This is a genomic window from Aeromonas sp. FDAARGOS 1404 (assembly GCF_019047085.1).
Classification (GTDB): domain Bacteria; phylum Pseudomonadota; class Gammaproteobacteria; order Enterobacterales; family Aeromonadaceae; genus Aeromonas; species Aeromonas veronii.
Genome location: NZ_CP077237.1, coordinates 4518206 through 4536628 on the forward strand (window position 1 = coordinate 4518206; position 18423 = coordinate 4536628).

An 18423-nucleotide genomic window follows, 5' to 3' on the forward strand; every position below is an offset into this window, starting at 1 on the left:
ATCAGGGCTCCTCGGTCGCATTTGTTGCATTGAACGGGGCGGGCAGTAGCAACTCCCTGAGTTGGGCGATCAGCAGTTCCATCTCGGTCGGCAGCAGGGTGGCCATATTGAGCAGTACCTTCTGCTGGCGCACGGTGGCGATGACCGGCACCGGCAGTTCGCGCAGGGCGTCGAGCAACTGCTGGGCCGGACGCGGGTCGGTGCATTCGAGCGCAGGGGCCGGATAAAACTCGTCCGGCAAGGTGCCACCGCCCACCACCAGCTGGGCGGGAACCGGCACAAAGCCGCCGGGCAGGGCGGCCATCAGCTGGTCGGCTCTCGCCTGCATGGCGGCAGGGTTGCTCAAGGTGCGCTGGGCGATGCCCTCGCCGATGGGGGACTTGTTGAGCTTGTGGATGAGCAGGCGTTCGAGCAGGGAGTAGACGATGCGGCTCGGGCGGAAGGTGCGCATCATGGGGTGTTTTTCCAGCCGCTTGATAAGGTCGCTGCGGCCGCTGATGATGCCCGATTGCGGGCCACCCAAGAGCTTGTCACCGGAGTAGCAGACCAGATCCGCCCCCGCCTTGATGTACTGGCGCACCGAGGTTTCATCCGGCGCAAACTCCTCGCTGGTCAAGCCTGACCCCTGATCCACCGCCAGCACCACGTGCTCGGGCAGGGCGCGGGCCACCTCGCCGATATCGGGTGATTCGGTAAAGCCGCGAATGGCGAAATTGGATCTGTGCACCATCAGCACCAGCGCGGTCTGATCGGTGATGGCATCGAGGTAATCTTTGGCGGTAGTGATATTGGTGGTGCCCACCTCCACCAGTTTGGCGCCGGAGAGGGCCAGAATGTCGGGGATGCGAAAGCCGCCGCCAATCTGGATCTGCTCGCCGCGCGAGACGATCACCTCGCGCCCCTTGGCCACCTCCTGCAGCAGCAAAAAGAGCGAAGCGGCGTTGTTGTTGACCACCAGCGAATCCTCGGCCTGGGTGAGGCAACGGAGCAGGGGGGCGATCAGCCCCTTGCGCCCGCCGCGCTTGCCGGTGGCGAGATCCAGCTCCAGATTGTTGTACCCGGTGTTGAGGTCACGCACCTCGTCCCACAGCTCGTGACTTAATGGCGAGCGCCCCAGATTGGTATGCACCAGGGTGCCGGTGGCGTTGATCACCCGGGTCTGGCGCTGGCGCAACTGTTGCCGACAGCGTTTGGCAATCAGCGCCTCGATCTGCTCGGGGGCGACGCCATGCTGGCGAAAATCTTCGCTCTGGCGCAGCTCGCTCAGGGTATCGCGTACCGCCTGAGTCACCAGCGGGCGGCTCAGCGCCTCGATAAATCCGGCGAGAAAGGGTTGCTGCAGCAGCTGTTCCACTTGCGGCAGACGGCGCGTTGGTTGCTGGCCGGGCTGTTGCTGAGAATCTGGCTGTGAATCGCCGGCAGCCGTACCTGATGCGGGCTGGCGATGGGGGATGGCTGGCGCGTGAGACGAGTTCGGCATGGAATTACCAGTGCAGTGCGTGGGTTCGGGATGCGCACCGGTTTGCCGATAGAGAGGCCGAGCTGACGGGTTATGGCACTACTGGCGATTTGCGGACGACTACAAACTGGGTGCATCAATGAGCGGGTATAAATTAATGCTGCATCGATGCTGATAAATTAATTTTTGGCCAGCGAGATAACCTGAGTTCGGATTATATTGGCAAGCGGCAAGCACCTTTTTTAAGGTATTACTTCAAACATATTGAACAAACAATGGAAATAACATTCAGGCCGAAAAATTCAGCGAGAGAGTATTTGTTCAATAGATGAATTTGGCGGAAGAGGCAGGAATCGAACCTGCCAAAGCCTTCTCGGCTCACATCGGTTTTGAAGACCGAGGAGGCCACCAGACCCCATCAACTTCCGTAACGGTCGCCATTTTGTGGTAAATTTCTGTGACTGGCAACGCTTTTTTTGTCATAAAAAAGCGAGAGTTAGCGATTTTTTGAAAAAATCAAAGAACCTTGTTTTATATCAAGTTCAGCACAATTAGCCCGATGTTTTTAATTTAACATCGGGCCTCGATCACATTGCCGGAACCGTCGGTCAATAACGGTCGTTAACAACTCGATAAATAATCACCGCTTGGCGTTGGCAATATTCCACTGTTCCAGTTTATCTATTAACAGACTGGTGTCACTGGCGGCATCAAGATGCTGATAAAGATAATCCATCGCCTCGCTCACCATCTCGGTCATCGGGAAGGAGAACGCCACGATGGCCGGTTGTACCCCGACAAAGATCACCTCGGGGACAAAGGTCTTGAGCTCGTCGATCAGGAAATTGAGCGGCATATTGTGGGTCGAGAAGATAAACATCTCGGCGATGGTCTCGGGGGGGATCACCTGCAGGGTTCCCGCCTTCTCGCCGATCTCGGCGGCATCCACCAGCACCACCCGCTCCGGTTGCAGCTCCCGCACCTTGTAGACCACATTTTCCGGCGCGATGCCGCCGTCGATATGGATCCAGCCGGACAGGGGGGCGGCCTGCAGTTTGTCAGCGAGATAGGGGCCGGCACCGTCGTCCCCCATCATGGCATTGCCCACGGTCAACACGAGATTGCAGCCCATCAGCGGCTCCTTACCATCAGGTACATATGGGGGTCGTTAAAGAGGGCGGTGAGCTGATCCATAAAGGTGTTGGTCCAGCCCAGCTCCTGCTCATCGAGCAGATTGTCGGCTTTGCGCAGTCGGTCGAAGGCGCAGGCCAGCATATGGCAGTGCTCGCGATAGATGGTGATCTCGCCAAAGGTGAGAAACCCCTCCATCTTGCGGCGTGCTTCGCTCCCCTCTGGCAGCTTGGCTACCCAGTCGCGATAACCGGTCAGCGAGCAGACCAGGTCTGCTCGCAGGCAATCGACAATGCCGAGGTGGTGGCCGATGGCGAGGCTGTAGTACATCACCTCTTTGGCTTCCTCGGGGACGTCGAACTGCTCGTCGACGAACTTGCGCGAGAGGCGGTAGAAAAAAACCTCGTCAGCCATGCACCGCCTCTCCCTTGCCGGCCGCCCGGTTGAGGCAGGCGTTTGCGAGGTTGTTGACGATCTCAGCCAGGCGGGGATCGTCGTGCTGATCGAGGTAGCTCTGGATGCGCAGATCCACATCCTGCTGGGTCGCCCCTTCGAGCAGGGCCATAAACTCGTCGGCGATGATCCGCCCCTGCCGATAACCGGCCATGCGGCGCGCTTCGCGCTCGATCATCACCCGGATTTCATTGGGGATGCCGGTGTGGCGCAGCTCGACCCGCTCACCCGGTTGCACCTCGTGGCTGGTGGCTTTGAGTTTTTGCTCAAGCAGACCGAGCGCCACGGCAAAGCCATAAATGGTAGCCGCCGGTGTCGGAGGGCAGCCGGGGATATAAACATCCACCGGCACGATCTTGTCGGTGCCGCCCCAGACGCAGTAGAGGTCGTGGAAGATGCCACCGTCACAGCCGCAGGCGCCGTAGGCGATGCAGATCTTGGGATCGGGCGCCGCCTCGTAGGCACGCAGGGCCGGCACCCGCATCGCCCGGGTCACCGCGCCGGTAAAGAGCAGGATGTCGGCGTGGCGGGGGGAGGCGACCACCTTGATGCCGAAACGCTCGGCATCGAACAGCGGGGTGATGGTGGCGAAGATCTCGATCTCGCAGGCGTTGCAGCCGCCGCAATCGACCCGGTAGACATAGGCCGAGCGGCGAATGTCCTTGAGCAGGGTCTTCTTGAGTTTGGTGATCTCGGGATCCTGTGCCAGCGGCACGGCGCGGGTATGGGCATGGCCGACAACCGGTTCTATGCCTTTGATCTTGCTCATCACATCCACTCCTTTTGTGCGGCCATCGGTGTGGCTATCGGTGTGATCAGGGCCGAGTCAGGCTGGCTCAGCATGCTCTGTTTTCGTTTGCAGTCGGGGCAGTGGTGCAGCCGCTCTGGCGGCGCAAGCGGCTTGGCATCGCGAGCGAGCGGCGTGCCCGCCTGCTTGAGGGTGTCCTCCACCAGCGCCACCAGCTTGCTTGGGGCAAAGTAGGTGCCGCACAGGGTGCAGGGGGCCAGCGCGAAGCGGGCCTCCTCATAGAGGTCCGCCTTGTTGGTCACCGCCAGCTCGAACTCGGGGGAGAGGGCGATGGCGCGGGTCGGGCAGACCTCCTCGCAGCGGCCGCAGAAGATGCAGCGCGCCATGGAGATCTCCCAGCGCCGTTCGCCGGTCTCCATGTCCACTTCCATCACCAGCGCGTTGGCCGGGCAGGCCTTGGTGCAGGCGGCGCAGGCGATGCACTGATCCGCCTGATATTTCGGTTTGCCGCGAAAATCCCGGTTCACCTCGTAAGGGGCGAAGGGGTACTTGGCGGTCGGGGTGCCAGCCTTGAGGATGGTCTTGAACAGCTTGATCATGATGACCCCTTATTTCAGCGGAGAGTTTTTGCGATCGATGCCGTAGCGCTCGATCTCCTTGTAGGAGACCACGGTGGATTTGCCCTTCTTGGGGTCGACCAGGGTCACCCGATCGGTACAGGAGTAGCAGGGATCCAGACTGCCGATGATGAGCGGCGCATCCGCCACGGTATTGCCGCGCAGCATGTAACGCAGGGCAGGCCAGTTGGCGTAGGTGGCGGCGCGGCAGCGCCAGCGGAACAGCTTCTGGTTGTCCCCGGTCATGCTCCAGTGGACGTTCTCGCCGCGGGGCGCTTCGGTAAAGCCCAGTGCAAACTTGCCCGGCTGGTAGGTGAACCCTTCGGTCAAAAGCGGCCCCTCCGGCAGATGCTCAAGACCAAACTCAATCATGTCGAGGGAGTCGTAGAGCTCGTGGATGCGCACCAGCACCCGGGATTGCACATCGCAACCCGCCTTGGTCTGGATCTCCATCGGCAGCTCGCGGTAGCCGGCAAAGTCGTGAACCCGGCGCACGTCACGCTTGAAGCCGCTCGCCCGCACCATGGGACCTACGCAGCTGAAATCGCGGGCAATCTGCGGCTCGAGCTTGCCGATACCGATGAGGCGGGAGGAGATGTTGGCGGTATCCAGCAGCATGGCGACCAGGGGTTTGAGCTCGTCACGGAGCTCGCGCACCAGCTGGGCACCCTTGATGCGATCTTCCTTGAAGATGTCGCGGCGCACCCCGCCAATCAGGTTGAGGCCATAGGTCTTGCGCGCGCCGGTGAGCAGCTCGGCCAGGGTCATGGATTTTTCCCGCACCCGGAAGAACTGCATGAAGCCGGTGTCGAAACCGGTGAAGTGGCTCGACAGGCCGATGTTGAGGATATGGCTGTGCAGGCGCTCCACCTCCAGCAGCACGGCGCGGATCATCTTGGCCCGCTCGGGTACCACAATACCCATGGCGTTCTCTACCGAGGTGGTGTAGGCGACGCTGTGGGTAAAACCGCAGATGCCGCAGACCCGGTCGGTCAGAAACGCCACTTCGTTATAGCCCATGCGGGTTTCCGCCAGCTTCTCCATGCCGCGATGGACATAGAAGAGGCGGTAGTCGGCATCGATGATGTCTTCGCCATCGACGAACAGACGAAAGTGGCCCGGTTCATCCGAGGTGATGTGCAGCGGGCCGACCGGCACGATACGGTTGGCATCACTGCCGAGCTCGTTGACGAAGGGGTAGGTCTCGGTGTCAGTGGTGGGCATCGGGCGCTGGCGATAATCCATGGCGTCCTTGCGCAGTGGATGGATATCCTCCGGCCAGTCATCCGGCAGCACCAGACGACGTTCGTCTGGCAGACCGATGGCGCGCAGGCCGTACATGTCGCGGATCTCCCGCTCGCCCCACACCGCCGCCGGAATGGTCGGGGTGATGGAGGGGTACTCCTGGGTATCGGCATCTACCAGCACCTTGACGGTGATCCAGCACTTGGTGTCGCCCTCCATGGAGAAGACGTGGTAGACGGCGAAGTGGCCGTTGAGGCTGCGCTCGTCATTGGCAAAGGAGAGCGGAAGCCAGCCCCCCAGCTGATGGAAGATCAGGCTGGCGGTCTCGACCAGACTGGTGGGTTTGACGGTGATGGTGGCCTGATCGGCGGTTTGCCACTCCTCGTCGACGATGGCGTGGGGCAGTTGTGCTCGCACCTGCTGGATGTAGTCGCAGCCGATGCGATCCGAAATGGCGATGGTCATGCAGTTCTCACTTTAATGTTCGGGAATGAGCATTCGAAAATGATGAAATCGGAAAAAGTTGCTGTGCTGGCGGGCATGATTCAGATCCCGACCAGATAGGCGAGCAGCGCCAGCAGGGCCAGCCCCAACCCGTAGCGGGTGAGCTTTTGGGTGCGCACGAACTGGGTACGGGCCATGGCATTTTCGATGATGCCAGCCAGCAAAAAGGCCACCAGCAGCTTGCAGGCGAGGATCAGCGCCGCGCCGATGAGCGCAGGCAGACTCCAGTTGGCCGCCTTGCCGAAGGGCAGGAAAATGACCAGAAAGAGCTGCACCACCACCAGTTGCTTGAGGCCGATGGAGAGCTTGAGCAAGGCCAGGCCCGCACCGGAATACTCGGTAAGCGGCCCCTCCTGCAGCTCCTGCTCGGCTTCGGCGCAGTCAAAGGGCAGCTTGCCCATCTCGACAAACACCGCGAAGGCGCAGGCGGCGCCAGCCAAGAGGGTGGCAACCGGCGCGGCCAGCGGTTGGGTCGCCACATAGTTGCTGATGTTGCCCAGATCCGAGCTGCCCACCATCATCGCCATGATGAAGCAGGCGAGCACCAGAATGGGCTCCACCAGAATGCCCAGCGTCAGCTCGCGGCGGGCACCAATACCTGCAAACATGCTGCCGCTGTCGAGCCCGGAGAGGGAGAAGAAGAAGCGGAAGATGGCAAACAGATAGATATCGGTGATGAGATCCCCGGCGATGGGGAAGGGAGACTCGTGAGTCAGGGTCGGCAGCGCCATCCCCACCAGCAAGAGGGCGGCGATGAGCAGCGCAGGCATCAGGTTGAAGATGATGCCGGCAGGCTCGGGGGTCACCTCCTGACGGCGCAGGAGCTTGGCGATATCCCGGTAATCCTGCAGCAGGCCCGGCCCCTGACGGGAGTGCATCTTGGCCCGCAGCACCCGGTTGAAACCGGTGGCGAGCGGCGCCAGCGCCAGCATGGCGATGGCCTGGGTCAGGGCGAGGGCAACCATGCCCCAGCTCGGCATTTCAAGAACAGGCATATCAGACTCCTACAGCCATCAGGATAAAGAGCGCCAGCACCACGCCGTGCAGCAACCAGCCGGTTGTCCCGCTGGTATCGCTCACCCCGTGCAGGGCGGTGGCCAGATCGAGCTGCGGCTGCTTGCGATAGAGCGGCGCGCAGAGTTGGCGCAAGGTGTGGGTGACACCGCCAGAGGTGAGGCTCATGCGCTCCTCGTAGGCGTAACCACAGGCCCACGGGGTGCCAGCGTGACGACGACCGAGCTTGGGCCCCTTGAAGATGGCCAGTACCAGCAACGGGATGAGGAACAGCCCCAGCAAGGTGATGGCGATAACGGGCGGGGAGAGGATCGCCTGGCTGCTATCGAGTGGCAGCAGGGTGGCGCCGGTGGCCACGTTCATTTGGCCGCTTACCAAGGCTTGGCCATAGCTGGCGATATGGGGGGCAATCCAGGGGGCGCCCAGACCCAGCACCAGACAGACCGCAGCCAGCAGCAGCGTGCCTGCCACCATGGCCCCCGGCACTTCGCGGGCGTGGCTCGCGTGTTCGCTGCGCGGTGCGCCGCAGAAGCAGATGCCATACACCTTGACGAAACACATCACCGCCATGGCGCCGGTCACTGCCAGCATCACTACCGCGAGCGGCGCGACGACAGAGGTGCCGAGTTTGGTCATGGAGAGCAGCGACTGGTAGATAAACCACTCGCTGACAAAGCCGTTCAGGGGCGGCAACGCCGAGATGGCCATGGCACCGATCAGGAACGCCAGCGCGGTCCAGGGCATCAGTTTGGCCAGCCCCCCCATCTTGTCCATGTCGCGGGTGTGCAGGCGGAACATCACCGAGCCGGTGCCCATAAAGAGCAGGCTCTTGAAGATGGCGTGGTTGAGCAGGTGATAGAGGGCGCCGAGCAGCCCCAGCACCACCAGAGCCGGTTGCTGGTTGGCGATGCCGATCATGCCGATGCCCATCCCCATCAGGATGATGCCGATGTTCTCCACCGTGTGGTAGGCGAGCAGCCGCTTGAGATCGTGCTCGGCCAGCGCAAACAGCACCCCGAGCACTGCCGAACAGGCACCGAAGATCAGCACCACATAGCCCCACCAGAGCTGGCTGGCGCCGAGAAAATCGATACTGACCCGCAAGATGCCAAAGAGACCCAGCTTCACCATCACACCGGACATCAGCGCCGAGATATGGGACGGCGCAACGGGCTCGGCCACCGGCAGCCAGCCGTGTAGCGGCACGAAACCGGCGCGCAGGCCAAAGCCGCAGAAGCTGAGCAGGAACACCAGCGAGGCCAGGGCGCCCGCCAGATGGTTCTCGCGCAGCGCGGCGAACTCCAGCGAGCCGTTTTCACGGCAGAGCAGCCAGAAGGCGATCAGCACCAGCGCCATGCCGATATGGTTCATCACCAAGTAGAGGCGGCTCTGTTTGGCGGCCTCCGGGTTGGTCTTGACCAGCCAGTAGGTGGTGAGGGTCACCAGCTCGTAGCAGAGCAAGAAACCGAGTGCGTTGTCGGCCAGCACCATGCCCACCATGGCAAAGAGGAAGAGGTTCATCAGCGCGCCGATGGCCACATCCCCCTTGCCCTGATATTCGCGGATATAGGCAAAGGAGTAGAGGGCGACGGCGACGCCGACGGTGCTAATCACCAGCAGCATCAGCGCGGCCAGCATGTCGAGGTGCACTGAGCCCAGCAGCCAGAGCTGGCCGTCGACGGGGGCGCCTTGGGCAAAGATCTGGATGGCGGCGACCAGACCCGCGAGCGAGCCCAGCAGGGCAAAGCCGCTATTGAGGCGGTTGGCCAGTGCGGGCAGCTTTTGCAGCAGCAAACCGGCGGCAGCGCCCAGCAAAAAGAGCAGGAGCGTGGCCATAACAAGGGGGGACAACATCAGCACGCTCCCTCTGTGGTGGATAAATCGGATGCAGGGATCGCCGTGGCAGGCGCCGAGAAGGCAGAGGCCCCTTGCGGGTTGGTGTCGGCCGCTTGCTGGCGACGGATACGGGCGGCGCGTTCGGTGTCGCCGTCATTAACCAGCTTCAGTGCCTGGGAGGGGCAGGCTCCGACACAGGCCGGGCCATCGGCGCGAAACTCGCACAGGTCACACTTGACCGCGATGCTGCGCACGCCCGGCTCCCAGCTCAGCAGATCCTCGCCAAAGCAGCGCAGGCCAGCAGAGGTGGAGGGGTTGTTGGAGCGGATGGAGCAGGGGATATAGGTGTCGTAACTGGTGGCCACGGCCACCGGACGGCTGCCGCCGCTCTGGATGGCGCCAAAGGGGCAGGCCACGGCGCAGAGATTGCAGCCGATGCAGAGCGACTCGTTGAGTTGCACGCAATCGCCGGTCTGGCGAATTGCCTCGACCGGGCACACCTTGATGCAGGGGGCATCGTCACAGTGACGGCACTGAACCGGCATGGTCGCCTGCTCGTGTCGCATAACGGTTAAACGGGGGGCTTGCTGCAAACCTTGCGCCTTGTGTACCTCGCTGCAGGCCGCCATACAGGTGCCACAGCCGATACAAAGCTTGGGGTCAGCGATAACGAAGCGGTTCATAGCCTACCTTGTCGTGTCGCGAACGGAGAAAGTAGGGGCAGGTTGGCAAGATACGGGCCAGAATGGTTTTTTACAGATGAATTGGTTTTAAGTGGCTGTTTTTAAATGAATAAAAATCTTGATGTGGTTGGGTCGAAGCGCTGATACGGCTGTCGAACTGTGACGTTCGTCACTTGTGACGAAGCCCCCAAGAGGGTTCGTCACCCCGGAAAAGGCAGCATGAGTAGGGTGCAATGAACGCAGTGAATTGCACCGCTATCAAAATATGTTCGTGGTGCACGGCGGTGCGCTTATTGCACCCTACGGCTGTTGTGAGAGGGGAGATGAGCTGGTTCGAATTGCCGTGGTTTGCTCCCTTCTCCCCTCGTGTGAGAAGGGCTGGGGATGAGGGGGCGGTAATCGGGGTTAACGGAAAAGAAGAGGGAGGCCAATGCCTCCCTCTCTCTTGCTGACGTTTTCTATGCCATTAAAAGGCCATCAACCCGCCATCAGATATCCACCTGCGAACCCAGCTCGATGACCCGGTTGGGCGGGATCTCGAACTGATCCGGGGCGCGCAGGGCGTTGCGCTGCAGCAGCATAAAGAGCTTGCCGCGCAGATAGAGATACCAGGGGCGGTCTTTCATGATGAGCGACTCGTGGGCCATAAAGAACGAGGTCTCCATCATCCGGCAGCTCAGCCCCTCGGCGTTGCAGCGGTGGAAGATCTCCTCCACGTTCGGGGTCTCGCGCCAGCCATAGCTTGCCACTACCCGCCAGAAGGTGGGGGAGAGCTGCTCGATGCAGACCCGGCGCACATTGTGGACGTAGGGCACATCCTCCACCCGCAGGGTGAGCAGGATGATCCGCTCGTGCAGCACCTTGTTGTGCTTGAGGTTGTGCAGCAGCGCATGGGGGATCACATTGACCACCCGCGACATATAGACGGCAGTGCCGGCCACCCGGGTCGGCGGGGACTTTTCCAGCGAGGCGATCATCGGCTCAAGGGAGTTGCCGTGCTCGTTCAGGCGACGAATAAGCTGGAAGCGCTCGCTCTTCCAGCTGGTCATCACGGTGAACATCACCGCGCCCAGGGTGAGCGGCAGCCAGCCGCCGGAGAAGATCTTGGCGAGGTTGGCGGCAAACAGCGGCACGTCGATACAGAGCAGCGCGGCAAACAGAATGGCCACCAGATACTTGTTCCAGTGCCAGCTGTTCTTGGCCACCGAGCAGGAGAGGATGGAGGTAAGCACCATGGTGCCGGTCACCGCGATGCCGTAGGCCGCCGCCAGATTGCTGGAGTGCTCGAAGCTCATGATGACGATCACCACCGAGATATAGAGCATCCAGTTGATGACCGGAATATAGATCTGGCCGGACTCCTGCTCGGAGGTATGAACGATGCGAATGGGGGAGAGATAACCGAGCCGCACCGCCTGCCGGGTCAGCGAAAAGACCCCGGAGATCACCGCCTGCGAGGCGATCACCGTCGCCATGGTTGCCAAGAGCAGCAGCGGCACCAGCGCCCATTTCGGCGCGAGCAGGAAGAAGGGGTTGGCAATGGCAGCCGGATTGCTTAGCAGCAGCGCCCCCTGACCGAAGTAGTTGAGCACCAGCGAGGGCAGCACCACGATAAACCAGGCGAGGCGAATTGGATTTTTGCCAAAGTGGCCCATATCCGCGTAGAGCGCCTCCACCCCGGTGATGGCCAGCACCACGGCGCCGAGGGCAAAGAAGGAGGTGGTCTGGTACTGGACAAAGAAGCGCACCGCCCAGATGGGGTTGAGTGCCCCCAGCACCTCGGGGTTGTGGACGATGCCGCGCAGCCCCAGCACCGCCAGCGTCATAAACCAGATCAGCATGATGGGGGCAAACAGCTTGCCCACCATGGCGGTGCCATGTTTCTGGATGGCGAACAGCAGGGTCAGCACCAGCACCGAGAGGGTGACGATATAGGGGTCGAGGGCGGGGGTGAGAATGCTCAGACCCTCGATGGCCGACATCACCGACATCGCCGGGGTGATCACCACCTCGCCATAGAAGAAGCTGCCGCCAATCAGGCCGAGGATGATCAGCAGCGGCGTCCAGCGGGTGGAGGCGTTGCGGGTCGCCAGCGACATCAGGGTGAGAATGCCACCCTCGCCGGCGTTGTCGGCCCGCATCACAAAGGAGAGGTACTTGACCGACACCACCAGGATCAGCAGCCAGAAGATCAGCGAGAGAAAGCCGAGAATGGAGGCCGGCTCGACGCCGAACCCGAATTGACCTGACAGGCACTCGCGCAAGGTATAGAGCGGGCTGGTGCCGATATCGCCATAGACTACGCCAATCGCCGCCAGCATAACGCCGGGAGTGGCTTGTTGTTTATCACAGTTCATGAGTTCATCTTGTCAGTTTGATGTTTACACGTTTGCCAACGCACAGCTGCCCGACCTACCAAGAGAGTCGTGATATTTAATCGGGAGAGAATTAATGGATTGCGATGGGAAAGGGCGCTAACGGAATAGTGATCTGCTTGTCATGGAACACAGTCTGTTCATCTGTCGTTAAGCTTATAATGACACACACTCTGCGGGTTCATGCTCAGGTATAAATAATCAAAACGCCCTTTTGAGTAAGGTTATTAATTGGCCATTGATTGAAATATTCATGCGCTCTGCGGGCAACCGTTTGTTTTATCTGGGGAAGCGCTTTGGCCACTATTTTTTACCGAAGTGAGTGAAAAACAGATGATGAAATAGTGACTAATTAATTGCTGGCAGGGTGGCAAAGGGGAGGGGGTTAGGCAGCGATGGTTTTTTTAAACGAGAGTTCATTGTATAAAAAATGGCCCTTTGAAAGGGCCACAAAATATAAAGGCTTGGTATTATATAGTTGGTATTTAAAACCCCAGACATGATCCATCAAATGTATTATGCAGTTATGGTTTTCCCTGTGGATATGGATGTGTTTTCAAAATGCGTCATTAAAAATGACAACAGAGATTGATGGGGTTTAATTCTCGGACCCATAATATCTATAGCATTCGCACAATTAATATCTACTTGAGTAGTTATCTTAACTGTCTCAACACTAGTGGATATTTTTTTCAGAGCTTTGCAAAATTCAATAAAAAAGTCCATTTCATTATGTCCTCTTGATATCTGCTTTATTTCAAAAGAAGATAATTCATGTAGACACTTCTGAATGTTTTCATATTCATTTGCTTGAGTTTCAACTTTTGTTTTTTGGAGTAAGTAATTATATAAACCAGATAGTTCTGTAAAAGATGGTGTTAATTTTAAATTATCATCAATTGTGAATAACTCATTGGTTTTGATACAGTCTAGGTTTAGTCTTCCCCCTCCCTTTCTCCGATGATGAAGAACCCATGCCATAAATTGTAATGCAATTTTATTATATTCATTGTGGGCTTGCTCGAAAAGCGTCTCTAGTTTTTCAGCAACAGCTGTACCAGATGATTGTCTGAAAACTTCCGCCCATAGTTGCAAGAGGCTAGAACTTGTTACAATATAATTTTCTATAGAGTAATAATCAGTCTCATATATAGATTCTGATTTCACTATCTCGACGGGTATTATGTTGTCAATATCCTTGTCGATGAAAAACAAAAGAGGTTGTTTCTTACTCGTTCTATTCCCTAATTCGTTATAGTGAAATAAAACGTTATCTTTTTTACCACAAATATAAGTTTTTAGTTTATAGCCATCAGGTAGCAGGTTGCGAATAGTTGTGCCATAGAAAGATTCATCGGTTTTACCCTCAAAAAAACAATGAATTATTTTATTTTGAGGGTTGTAGCTTATTAAAAAATGGTGGTGCTCAATGTTGTTGTTTGAGAGCTCATCATTAAGATATGCGAGAAGGTCCATGGCTTAAATATAGAACTCCATTAATGATTTAGCTTTGCTTTTTAAGCTGTTGTTATAAACAAAAGGTGAGTGTGTAACTGCAATTAATCCGTTGCAGTTTTCTGTGGAGGTGATATCAACGAGTAGCCTTTTTTGCCAAGGAACTGAGAGTGACAGCTCTGGTTCATCAATGATGACTAGGAAGTCGTCAAAATCAGACAAATACATATGTGCAAAAAGAGAGACAATTTGCTTTTCTCCTGATGATAATTGGCTCAAGTCGATTTCATCAGTGGAATTACATAATACATAATCTTCATTTTCAAAGTCTGGCACTAATGGAAGTCTAAATTCTTTGCTGTTAAAATCAAATTTTTTGCCTTTAAGGTAGCTGTTAGTTATTTTTGCAAACGTTCTGACTTTGTCTTCTTTATTTAATTGGTTTTTGTGAAGGTTTAATAATTGCTTAATCAAGTGAGCTGACAACATGTCGATATCTGATGATAAGTTACCTTCGTTTAGTGCATGCGCAGTATTTCGAAGGTTTTTTAAATCATCCCGAGAGAAAAATGATCCGTCTCGTTCTATCTTTTCAAATATAGAATCTAGTTCCTGATCATTGAATTTATATTCTGGTAATGCACTCTCTTCTTTGTATTCTTTTCGTAATATTACTCGAAGGTAACCACTTGTTAGACGTTCTAAAGATGATCTGAATTCATTCTCAAGCTGATTCATTTTTAAAGAAATCATCGACTGGACATCTTGCATTCCAAATTCAACAAGCTCAACATGCTCTCGATTTCTACTAATGCTGGAGTGATATCTGTTGTATTTTTGAAGATCTTCCTCTAGTGAAGGGAAAATTTGCTTTAAGTCTCTTTCAATTCTTCGATATGTTGGTAGATATAACACATGAAAATTTAATGCCGATTCTAATTTAAGTAAGCTTTTTGGTAAATGGTCAAGAGTGAGTTTATTGTCAGCAAGTTCCATTAGTGCTCTTCGTAACCTTGCCGGCTCACTAAAACTATCATTTCTAAGTTTTCTATATATATCCGAGCTAAAGTTAAGATATGCTTGTTTGGCCGTTAAATTATGATTCTTTAGTTTAAACAAAAGATTAATGTAAGAGTTTTCATTTACTTTATCAAAAACACTATTTATATCATCCATGGTAAATGAGTAGCTCTTACCATTAACTCCTACCTCAATTTTATGAAACTGATATTTAAGAAGCTTTTGCCACTGGCTTGTTAAGGTATAAAAAAGTATGTTAATAACTGTACTTTTCCCCAAGCCATTTTCACCAACAATAATCAGTTGGTTGTCAATCAATTCAACATTGAAGCTCTTATGGCCATATAGTTTTTCTATCTTTACGTAATTAATTGTTGAGGTTTTCATTAAATTTCCCTTTAACTCCTAAAACGTAACATTAAAATTATTTATTTGTAAATGGTTAGCTTAACATTGTGGTGTACAATATATATTATGTTTTTAATATAAGTAATAATCAAAAGGCTGGAATATTTATATGAATTAACATTCTTGAGTTGGTTGTTGTAAGATCTTTTCCATGCTACCGCCCCTAGGTTACAGCTCCTAATGTACTGTTTTTAACCTGTATGATTTCATTGCTTGGCAGCATGTGAATGCCCCCCCCCCAACGGAGCTGGTTGCCAACTGGAACATGATATCCAGTTGGATTAGTTGAGAGAAGAGTCATCGAAGAAAAATCTGCCCTAAATCAACAAACTAGTCATTGAGAGTCGTTTTGCGTATCGGGCAAGAGAATCGCTCCCATACAACCAAGTGTCGAGCTCGTCACTTTTGTCGTGTCGATCACACTTCCCACCCCGTCGTCACCCTCGTCAGAGGTGGCATTCAGCATATATCTCTTTCTGATTAACCCTTTATTTTCAGTTGCTTGTGATTTTTTATCGCAACCTTGGCCCGTTTTGGTCTGATAAATGCTTTGTGGGGGCTGGCCGCCTCTTTGCCTGTCGGCGGGCGGCCCGGTGTAACGAACCATTTAGGATCCCTCTCTATGAACAGCTTCGTGATTGCAGATCCCAGTCTCTGTATTGGGTGTCGTACCTGTGAGGTGGCCTGCGCCGTTTCACACCAGTCAGGGTCTTGCAGCGGGACCCTTGAGCGGGAGGGCGGCCTGCATCTTGCCATCGAGGATGGACATCTGGTCTCCAAGGACAGCTACTTTCAGCCGCGCCTGAAGGTGATCGTGGGCAGCAAGGTGACCACGCCGGTGCTCTGCCGCCAGTGTGAAGACAAGCCGTGCGCCATGGCCTGCCCGAACAATGCCATCGTCAGTGAGGATGGTTGCGTCAAGGTGTTGCAGGAGCGCTGCATCGGCTGCAAGTCCTGCGTAGTGGCCTGTCCTTACGGCGCCATGGCGGTGGTGCTCAAAGAGGTGGCACCCGCTGCCGATTCGCTCTTCAAGCGTCCGCAGACCAAGGCGCAGGCGCTCAAGTGCGATCTCTGCCGTCACCGCGAGGCGGGCCCGGCCTGTGTCGAGGTGTGTCCGACCCAGGCGCTGCGGCTGGTCACGCCGGAGCATCTTGAAACCCTGAACCGGCAGAAGCAGCTGGCCAGTGCCGAGGCACTGCTGGCGATGCCGGCACGGGTGTGAGCGGGCTTGCCGAGCCGTTTTTCGTTAACAAACAAGAGTGTGAGTCATGAAAAAAGTCATTACCGTGTGCCCCTATTGCGGCACCGGTTGCAAAATCAACCTGCTGGTTGAAAACGACAAGGTGGTGGGGGCCGAAGGCGCCAACGGCCGGACCAACGAGGGGCAGCTCTGCCTCAAGGGCTATTACGGTTGGGATTTTTTGAACGACACCAACCTGCTGACCCCCCGTCTCAAGAGCCCGATGATCCGCCGCGAGCGCGGTGGCAAGTTCGAGGCCGTCTCATGGGATGAGGCGATCGCGTTCGCCAGCAGCCGTCTCTCCGCCATCAAGGCGAAATATGGCCCGGACGCCATCATGACCACCGGCTCTGCCCGTGGCCCCGGCAATGAAGCCAACTATGTGATGCAGAAATTTGCCCGTGCGGTGATTGGGACGAACAACGTCGACCACTGCGCGAGGGTGTGACACGCACCCTCAGTCTCCGGTCTGGAGACAACGGTAGGCAACGGCGCCATGAGCAACGCCATTCCCGAAATTCAAGAGACCAAGTGCCTGCTGGTGTTTGGTTACAACGCTGCTGACTCTCACCCCATCGTCGCCCGCCATATCCTCAAGGCGAAGGCAAAAGGGGCCAAGGTGATTGTGTGTGATCCCCGCATGGTGGAGACCGCCCGCATCGCCGATCAGTGGCTGCCGCTCAAAAACGGTTCCAACATGGCGCTGGTTAACGCCTTCGCCAACGTGTTGATCAATGAAGGGCTCTATAACAAAGCCTTTGTCGCCAACTACACCGAAGGGTTCGAGACCTTCAAGGCGACGGTGGCCAAGTACACCCCGGAATATGTGGAGGGGATCACTGGCCTCAAAGCCGCCGATATCCGCGCCGCCATTCGCACCTATGCCGAGTCGCCTGCTTCCATGATCCTGTGGGGCATGGGGGTGACCCAGTACGGTCAGGCGGTGGACGTGGTCAAGGGGCTGGCGGGGCTGGCGCTGCTGACCGGCAACTTCGGTCGCCGTGGCACCGGCTGCGGGCCGGTGCGTGGTCAGAACAACGTGCAGGGCACCTGTGACATGGGGATGCTGCCGCACCAGTTCCCGGGTTATCAGTCGGTGGCCGATCCCGAGATCAGCGCCAAGTTCGCCAAGGCGTGGGGCGTGGAGTCACTCTCCCAAAAGCCCGGCTATCGGCTGACGGAGCTTGGCCACAAGGTGGAGGAGGGCAAGTGCAAGGCCTTCTACATCTTCGGTGAAGATCCGGCGCAGACCGAGGCAGATCTCGGTCAGTTCCGCCGCACTCTGGCGGGGATGGAGTTGGTGATCGTGCAGGATATCTTCATGACCCAGACTGCCGAGATGGCCGACGTCATTCTGCCCGCCACCAGCTGGGGCGAGCACGAAGGGGTCTACAGCTCGGCGGATCGCGGCTTCCAGCGTTTCTACAAGGCGGTGACGCCCCCCGAGAACGTGAAGCCGGACTGGGCGATCTTCTCGCTGATGGCGACCGCCATGGGTTATCCCATGGAGTACCACAACACCGAAGAGATCTGGGACGAGATGCGTGCGCTCTGCCCGCTCTACGCCGGGGTCAGCTACGACAAGATGGCCGATCTCAAGAGTGTGCAGTGGCCTTGCCCGACCGAGGATCACCCGGGCACCAGCACCCTGTTCGAGGGGAACGTGTTCACCACCCCGAGTGGCAAGGGTCAGCTGATTGCCTCCGAGTGGCGGCCGCCGCTGGAGCAGCCCTGTGCCGAGTACCCGCTGGTGCTCTCCACCGTGCGCGAGGTGGGTCACTACTCCTGCCGCTCCATGACCGGCAACTGCTCGGCGCTGCAAACCCTGGCCGATGAGCCCGGTTATGTGCAGATCCACCCGAGCGATGCCAAAAAGCTCGGGGTGAAGGATCAGGCTCTGGTCTGGATCTCGTCGCGCCGTGGCAAGGTGATCACCCGGGCCAACTACAACGACCGGGTCAACGCCGGGGTGGTCTACATGACCTACCAGTGGTGGATCGGGGCCTGCAACGAGCTGACCATCGAGCACGTCGATCCCGTCTCCCACACGCCGGAGTACAAGTACTGCGCGGTGAAGATCGAGCGTATCGACAATCAGCCTGAGGCGGAAGTGTACGTCCAGACTGAATACAGCGCGCTCAAGGCGAAATTGCGCAGCGCAGCCAAAGGCTGATCGCCCTAAAAAAGAGGTTCTGCACAAATAAGGGAACCCGACTCGGATTTATCGAGTCGGGC

15 protein-coding genes and 1 tRNA gene are annotated in these 18423 nt (G+C 56.6%); 2 read left to right on the forward strand and 14 right to left on the reverse strand.

Going from position 1 to position 18423, the window contains the following annotated elements; all coding sequences use genetic code 11:
* Position 1: 1 nt before the first annotated feature.
* The 14 genes from selA to I6L34_RS20975 form a co-directional block, all read right to left on the reverse strand.
* Positions 2–1480, reverse strand: a complete 1479-nt coding sequence (gene selA / locus I6L34_RS20910) for an L-seryl-tRNA(Sec) selenium transferase (RefSeq protein ID WP_216955277.1) — start codon at positions 1478–1480, stop codon at positions 2–4.
* Positions 1481–1794: 314 nt separating this feature from the next.
* Positions 1795–1886 (reverse strand) — tRNA-Sec (locus tag I6L34_RS20915).
* Positions 1887–2099: 213 nt separating this feature from the next.
* Positions 2100–2591, reverse strand: a complete 492-nt coding sequence (gene hycI, locus I6L34_RS20920) for a hydrogenase maturation peptidase HycI (protein WP_041207574.1) — start codon at positions 2589–2591, stop codon at positions 2100–2102.
* Entirely contained in the window at positions 2591–3004 is a 414-nt protein-coding gene (locus tag I6L34_RS20925; RefSeq protein WP_011706331.1) for a formate hydrogenlyase maturation HycH family protein, read from the reverse strand. Before I6L34_RS20925 ends, hycI begins: the two co-directional genes overlap by 1 nt.
* Positions 2997–3812, reverse strand: coding sequence for an NADH-quinone oxidoreductase subunit B family protein (locus I6L34_RS20930; protein ID WP_005301886.1), 816 nt, complete (start codon positions 3810–3812; stop codon positions 2997–2999). Before I6L34_RS20930 ends, I6L34_RS20925 begins: the two co-directional genes overlap by 8 nt.
* Complete coding sequence (locus I6L34_RS20935; RefSeq protein WP_005333322.1) at positions 3812–4390, reverse strand: formate hydrogenlyase complex iron-sulfur subunit; 579 nt, start codon at positions 4388–4390, stop codon at positions 3812–3814. Before I6L34_RS20935 ends, I6L34_RS20930 begins: the two co-directional genes overlap by 1 nt.
* 9 nt (positions 4391–4399) lie before the next feature.
* The gene (locus tag I6L34_RS20940; protein ID WP_049047265.1) at positions 4400–6118 is read right to left on the reverse strand and encodes an NADH-quinone oxidoreductase subunit C; all 1719 of its coding nucleotides are present in this window, start codon (positions 6116–6118) and stop codon (positions 4400–4402) included.
* An 80-nt stretch (positions 6119–6198) separates the two neighbouring features.
* Positions 6199–7152 carry a respiratory chain complex I subunit 1 family protein gene (locus tag I6L34_RS20945; protein ID WP_216955278.1) on the reverse strand — a complete coding sequence of 318 codons (954 nt, stop codon included), beginning with the start codon at positions 7150–7152 and terminating at the stop codon, positions 6199–6201.
* A gap of 1 nt (position 7153) precedes the next feature.
* A complete protein-coding gene (hyfB, locus tag I6L34_RS20950; protein ID WP_216955279.1) occupies positions 7154–9025 on the reverse strand; it encodes a hydrogenase 4 subunit B in 1872 nt (623 codons plus the stop codon).
* The gene (locus I6L34_RS20955) at positions 9025–9690 is read right to left on the reverse strand and encodes a 4Fe-4S dicluster domain-containing protein (protein WP_216955280.1); all 666 of its coding nucleotides are present in this window, start codon (positions 9688–9690) and stop codon (positions 9025–9027) included. Before I6L34_RS20955 ends, hyfB begins: the two co-directional genes overlap by 1 nt.
* Positions 9691–10178: 488 nt before the next feature.
* On the reverse strand, positions 10179–12047 hold the full coding sequence (gene kup / locus I6L34_RS20960) for a low affinity potassium transporter Kup (RefSeq protein WP_201995946.1): 1869 nt from the start codon (positions 12045–12047) through the stop codon (positions 10179–10181).
* A 534-nt stretch (positions 12048–12581) separates the two neighbouring features.
* Complete coding sequence (locus I6L34_RS20965) at positions 12582–13541, reverse strand: DUF4435 domain-containing protein (protein WP_216955281.1); 960 nt, start codon at positions 13539–13541, stop codon at positions 12582–12584.
* Between the two features lie 3 nt (positions 13542–13544).
* Positions 13545–14927, reverse strand: coding sequence for an AAA family ATPase (locus I6L34_RS20970; RefSeq protein WP_216955282.1), 1383 nt, complete (start codon positions 14925–14927; stop codon positions 13545–13547).
* A gap of 355 nt (positions 14928–15282) precedes the next feature.
* The gene (locus I6L34_RS20975; RefSeq protein WP_216955283.1) at positions 15283–15555 is read right to left on the reverse strand and encodes a hypothetical protein; all 273 of its coding nucleotides are present in this window, start codon (positions 15553–15555) and stop codon (positions 15283–15285) included.
* Between the two features lie 15 nt (positions 15556–15570).
* Here I6L34_RS20975 and I6L34_RS20980 point away from each other — a divergent pair, with 15 nt between their 5' ends.
* Positions 15571–16170 (forward strand): 4Fe-4S binding protein, encoded by a 600-nt coding sequence (locus I6L34_RS20980; RefSeq protein WP_040065709.1) that lies wholly within the window; start codon positions 15571–15573, stop codon positions 16168–16170.
* Positions 16171–16216: 46 nt separating this feature from the next.
* Positions 16217–18361 carry a formate dehydrogenase subunit alpha gene (gene fdhF, locus I6L34_RS20985; protein ID WP_216955284.1) on the forward strand — a complete coding sequence of 715 codons (2145 nt, stop codon included), beginning with the start codon at positions 16217–16219 and terminating at the stop codon, positions 18359–18361.
* Positions 18362–18423 lie beyond the last annotated feature (62 nt).

Bases quoted from the DNA above. Each gene is read 5' to 3' on its own strand.
- selA (WP_216955277.1), bottom strand. From the start codon at position 1,480: ATGCCGAACTCGTCTCACGCGCCAGCCATCCCCCATCGCCAGCCCGCA.
- hycI (WP_041207574.1), bottom strand. From the start codon at position 2,591: ATGGGCTGCAATCTCGTGTTGACCGTGGGCAATGCCATGATGGGGGAC.
- I6L34_RS20925 (WP_011706331.1), bottom strand. From the start codon at position 3,004: ATGGCTGACGAGGTTTTTTTCTACCGCCTCTCGCGCAAGTTCGTCGAC.
- I6L34_RS20930 (WP_005301886.1), bottom strand. From the start codon at position 3,812: ATGAGCAAGATCAAAGGCATAGAACCGGTTGTCGGCCATGCCCATACC.
- I6L34_RS20935 (WP_005333322.1), bottom strand. From the start codon at position 4,390: ATGATCAAGCTGTTCAAGACCATCCTCAAGGCTGGCACCCCGACCGCC.
- I6L34_RS20940 (WP_049047265.1), bottom strand. From the start codon at position 6,118: ATGACCATCGCCATTTCGGATCGCATCGGCTGCGACTACATCCAGCAG.
- I6L34_RS20945 (WP_216955278.1), bottom strand. From the start codon at position 7,152: ATGCCTGTTCTTGAAATGCCGAGCTGGGGCATGGTTGCCCTCGCCCTG.
- hyfB (WP_216955279.1), bottom strand. From the start codon at position 9,025: ATGTTGTCCCCCCTTGTTATGGCCACGCTCCTGCTCTTTTTGCTGGGC.
- I6L34_RS20955 (WP_216955280.1), bottom strand. From the start codon at position 9,690: ATGAACCGCTTCGTTATCGCTGACCCCAAGCTTTGTATCGGCTGTGGC.
- kup (WP_201995946.1), bottom strand. From the start codon at position 12,047: ATGAACTGTGATAAACAACAAGCCACTCCCGGCGTTATGCTGGCGGCG.
- I6L34_RS20965 (WP_216955281.1), bottom strand. From the start codon at position 13,541: ATGGACCTTCTCGCATATCTTAATGATGAGCTCTCAAACAACAACATT.
- I6L34_RS20970 (WP_216955282.1), bottom strand. From the start codon at position 14,927: ATGAAAACCTCAACAATTAATTACGTAAAGATAGAAAAACTATATGGC.
- I6L34_RS20975 (WP_216955283.1), bottom strand. From the start codon at position 15,555: ATGGTTCGTTACACCGGGCCGCCCGCCGACAGGCAAAGAGGCGGCCAG.
- I6L34_RS20980 (WP_040065709.1), top strand. From the start codon at position 15,571: ATGAACAGCTTCGTGATTGCAGATCCCAGTCTCTGTATTGGGTGTCGT.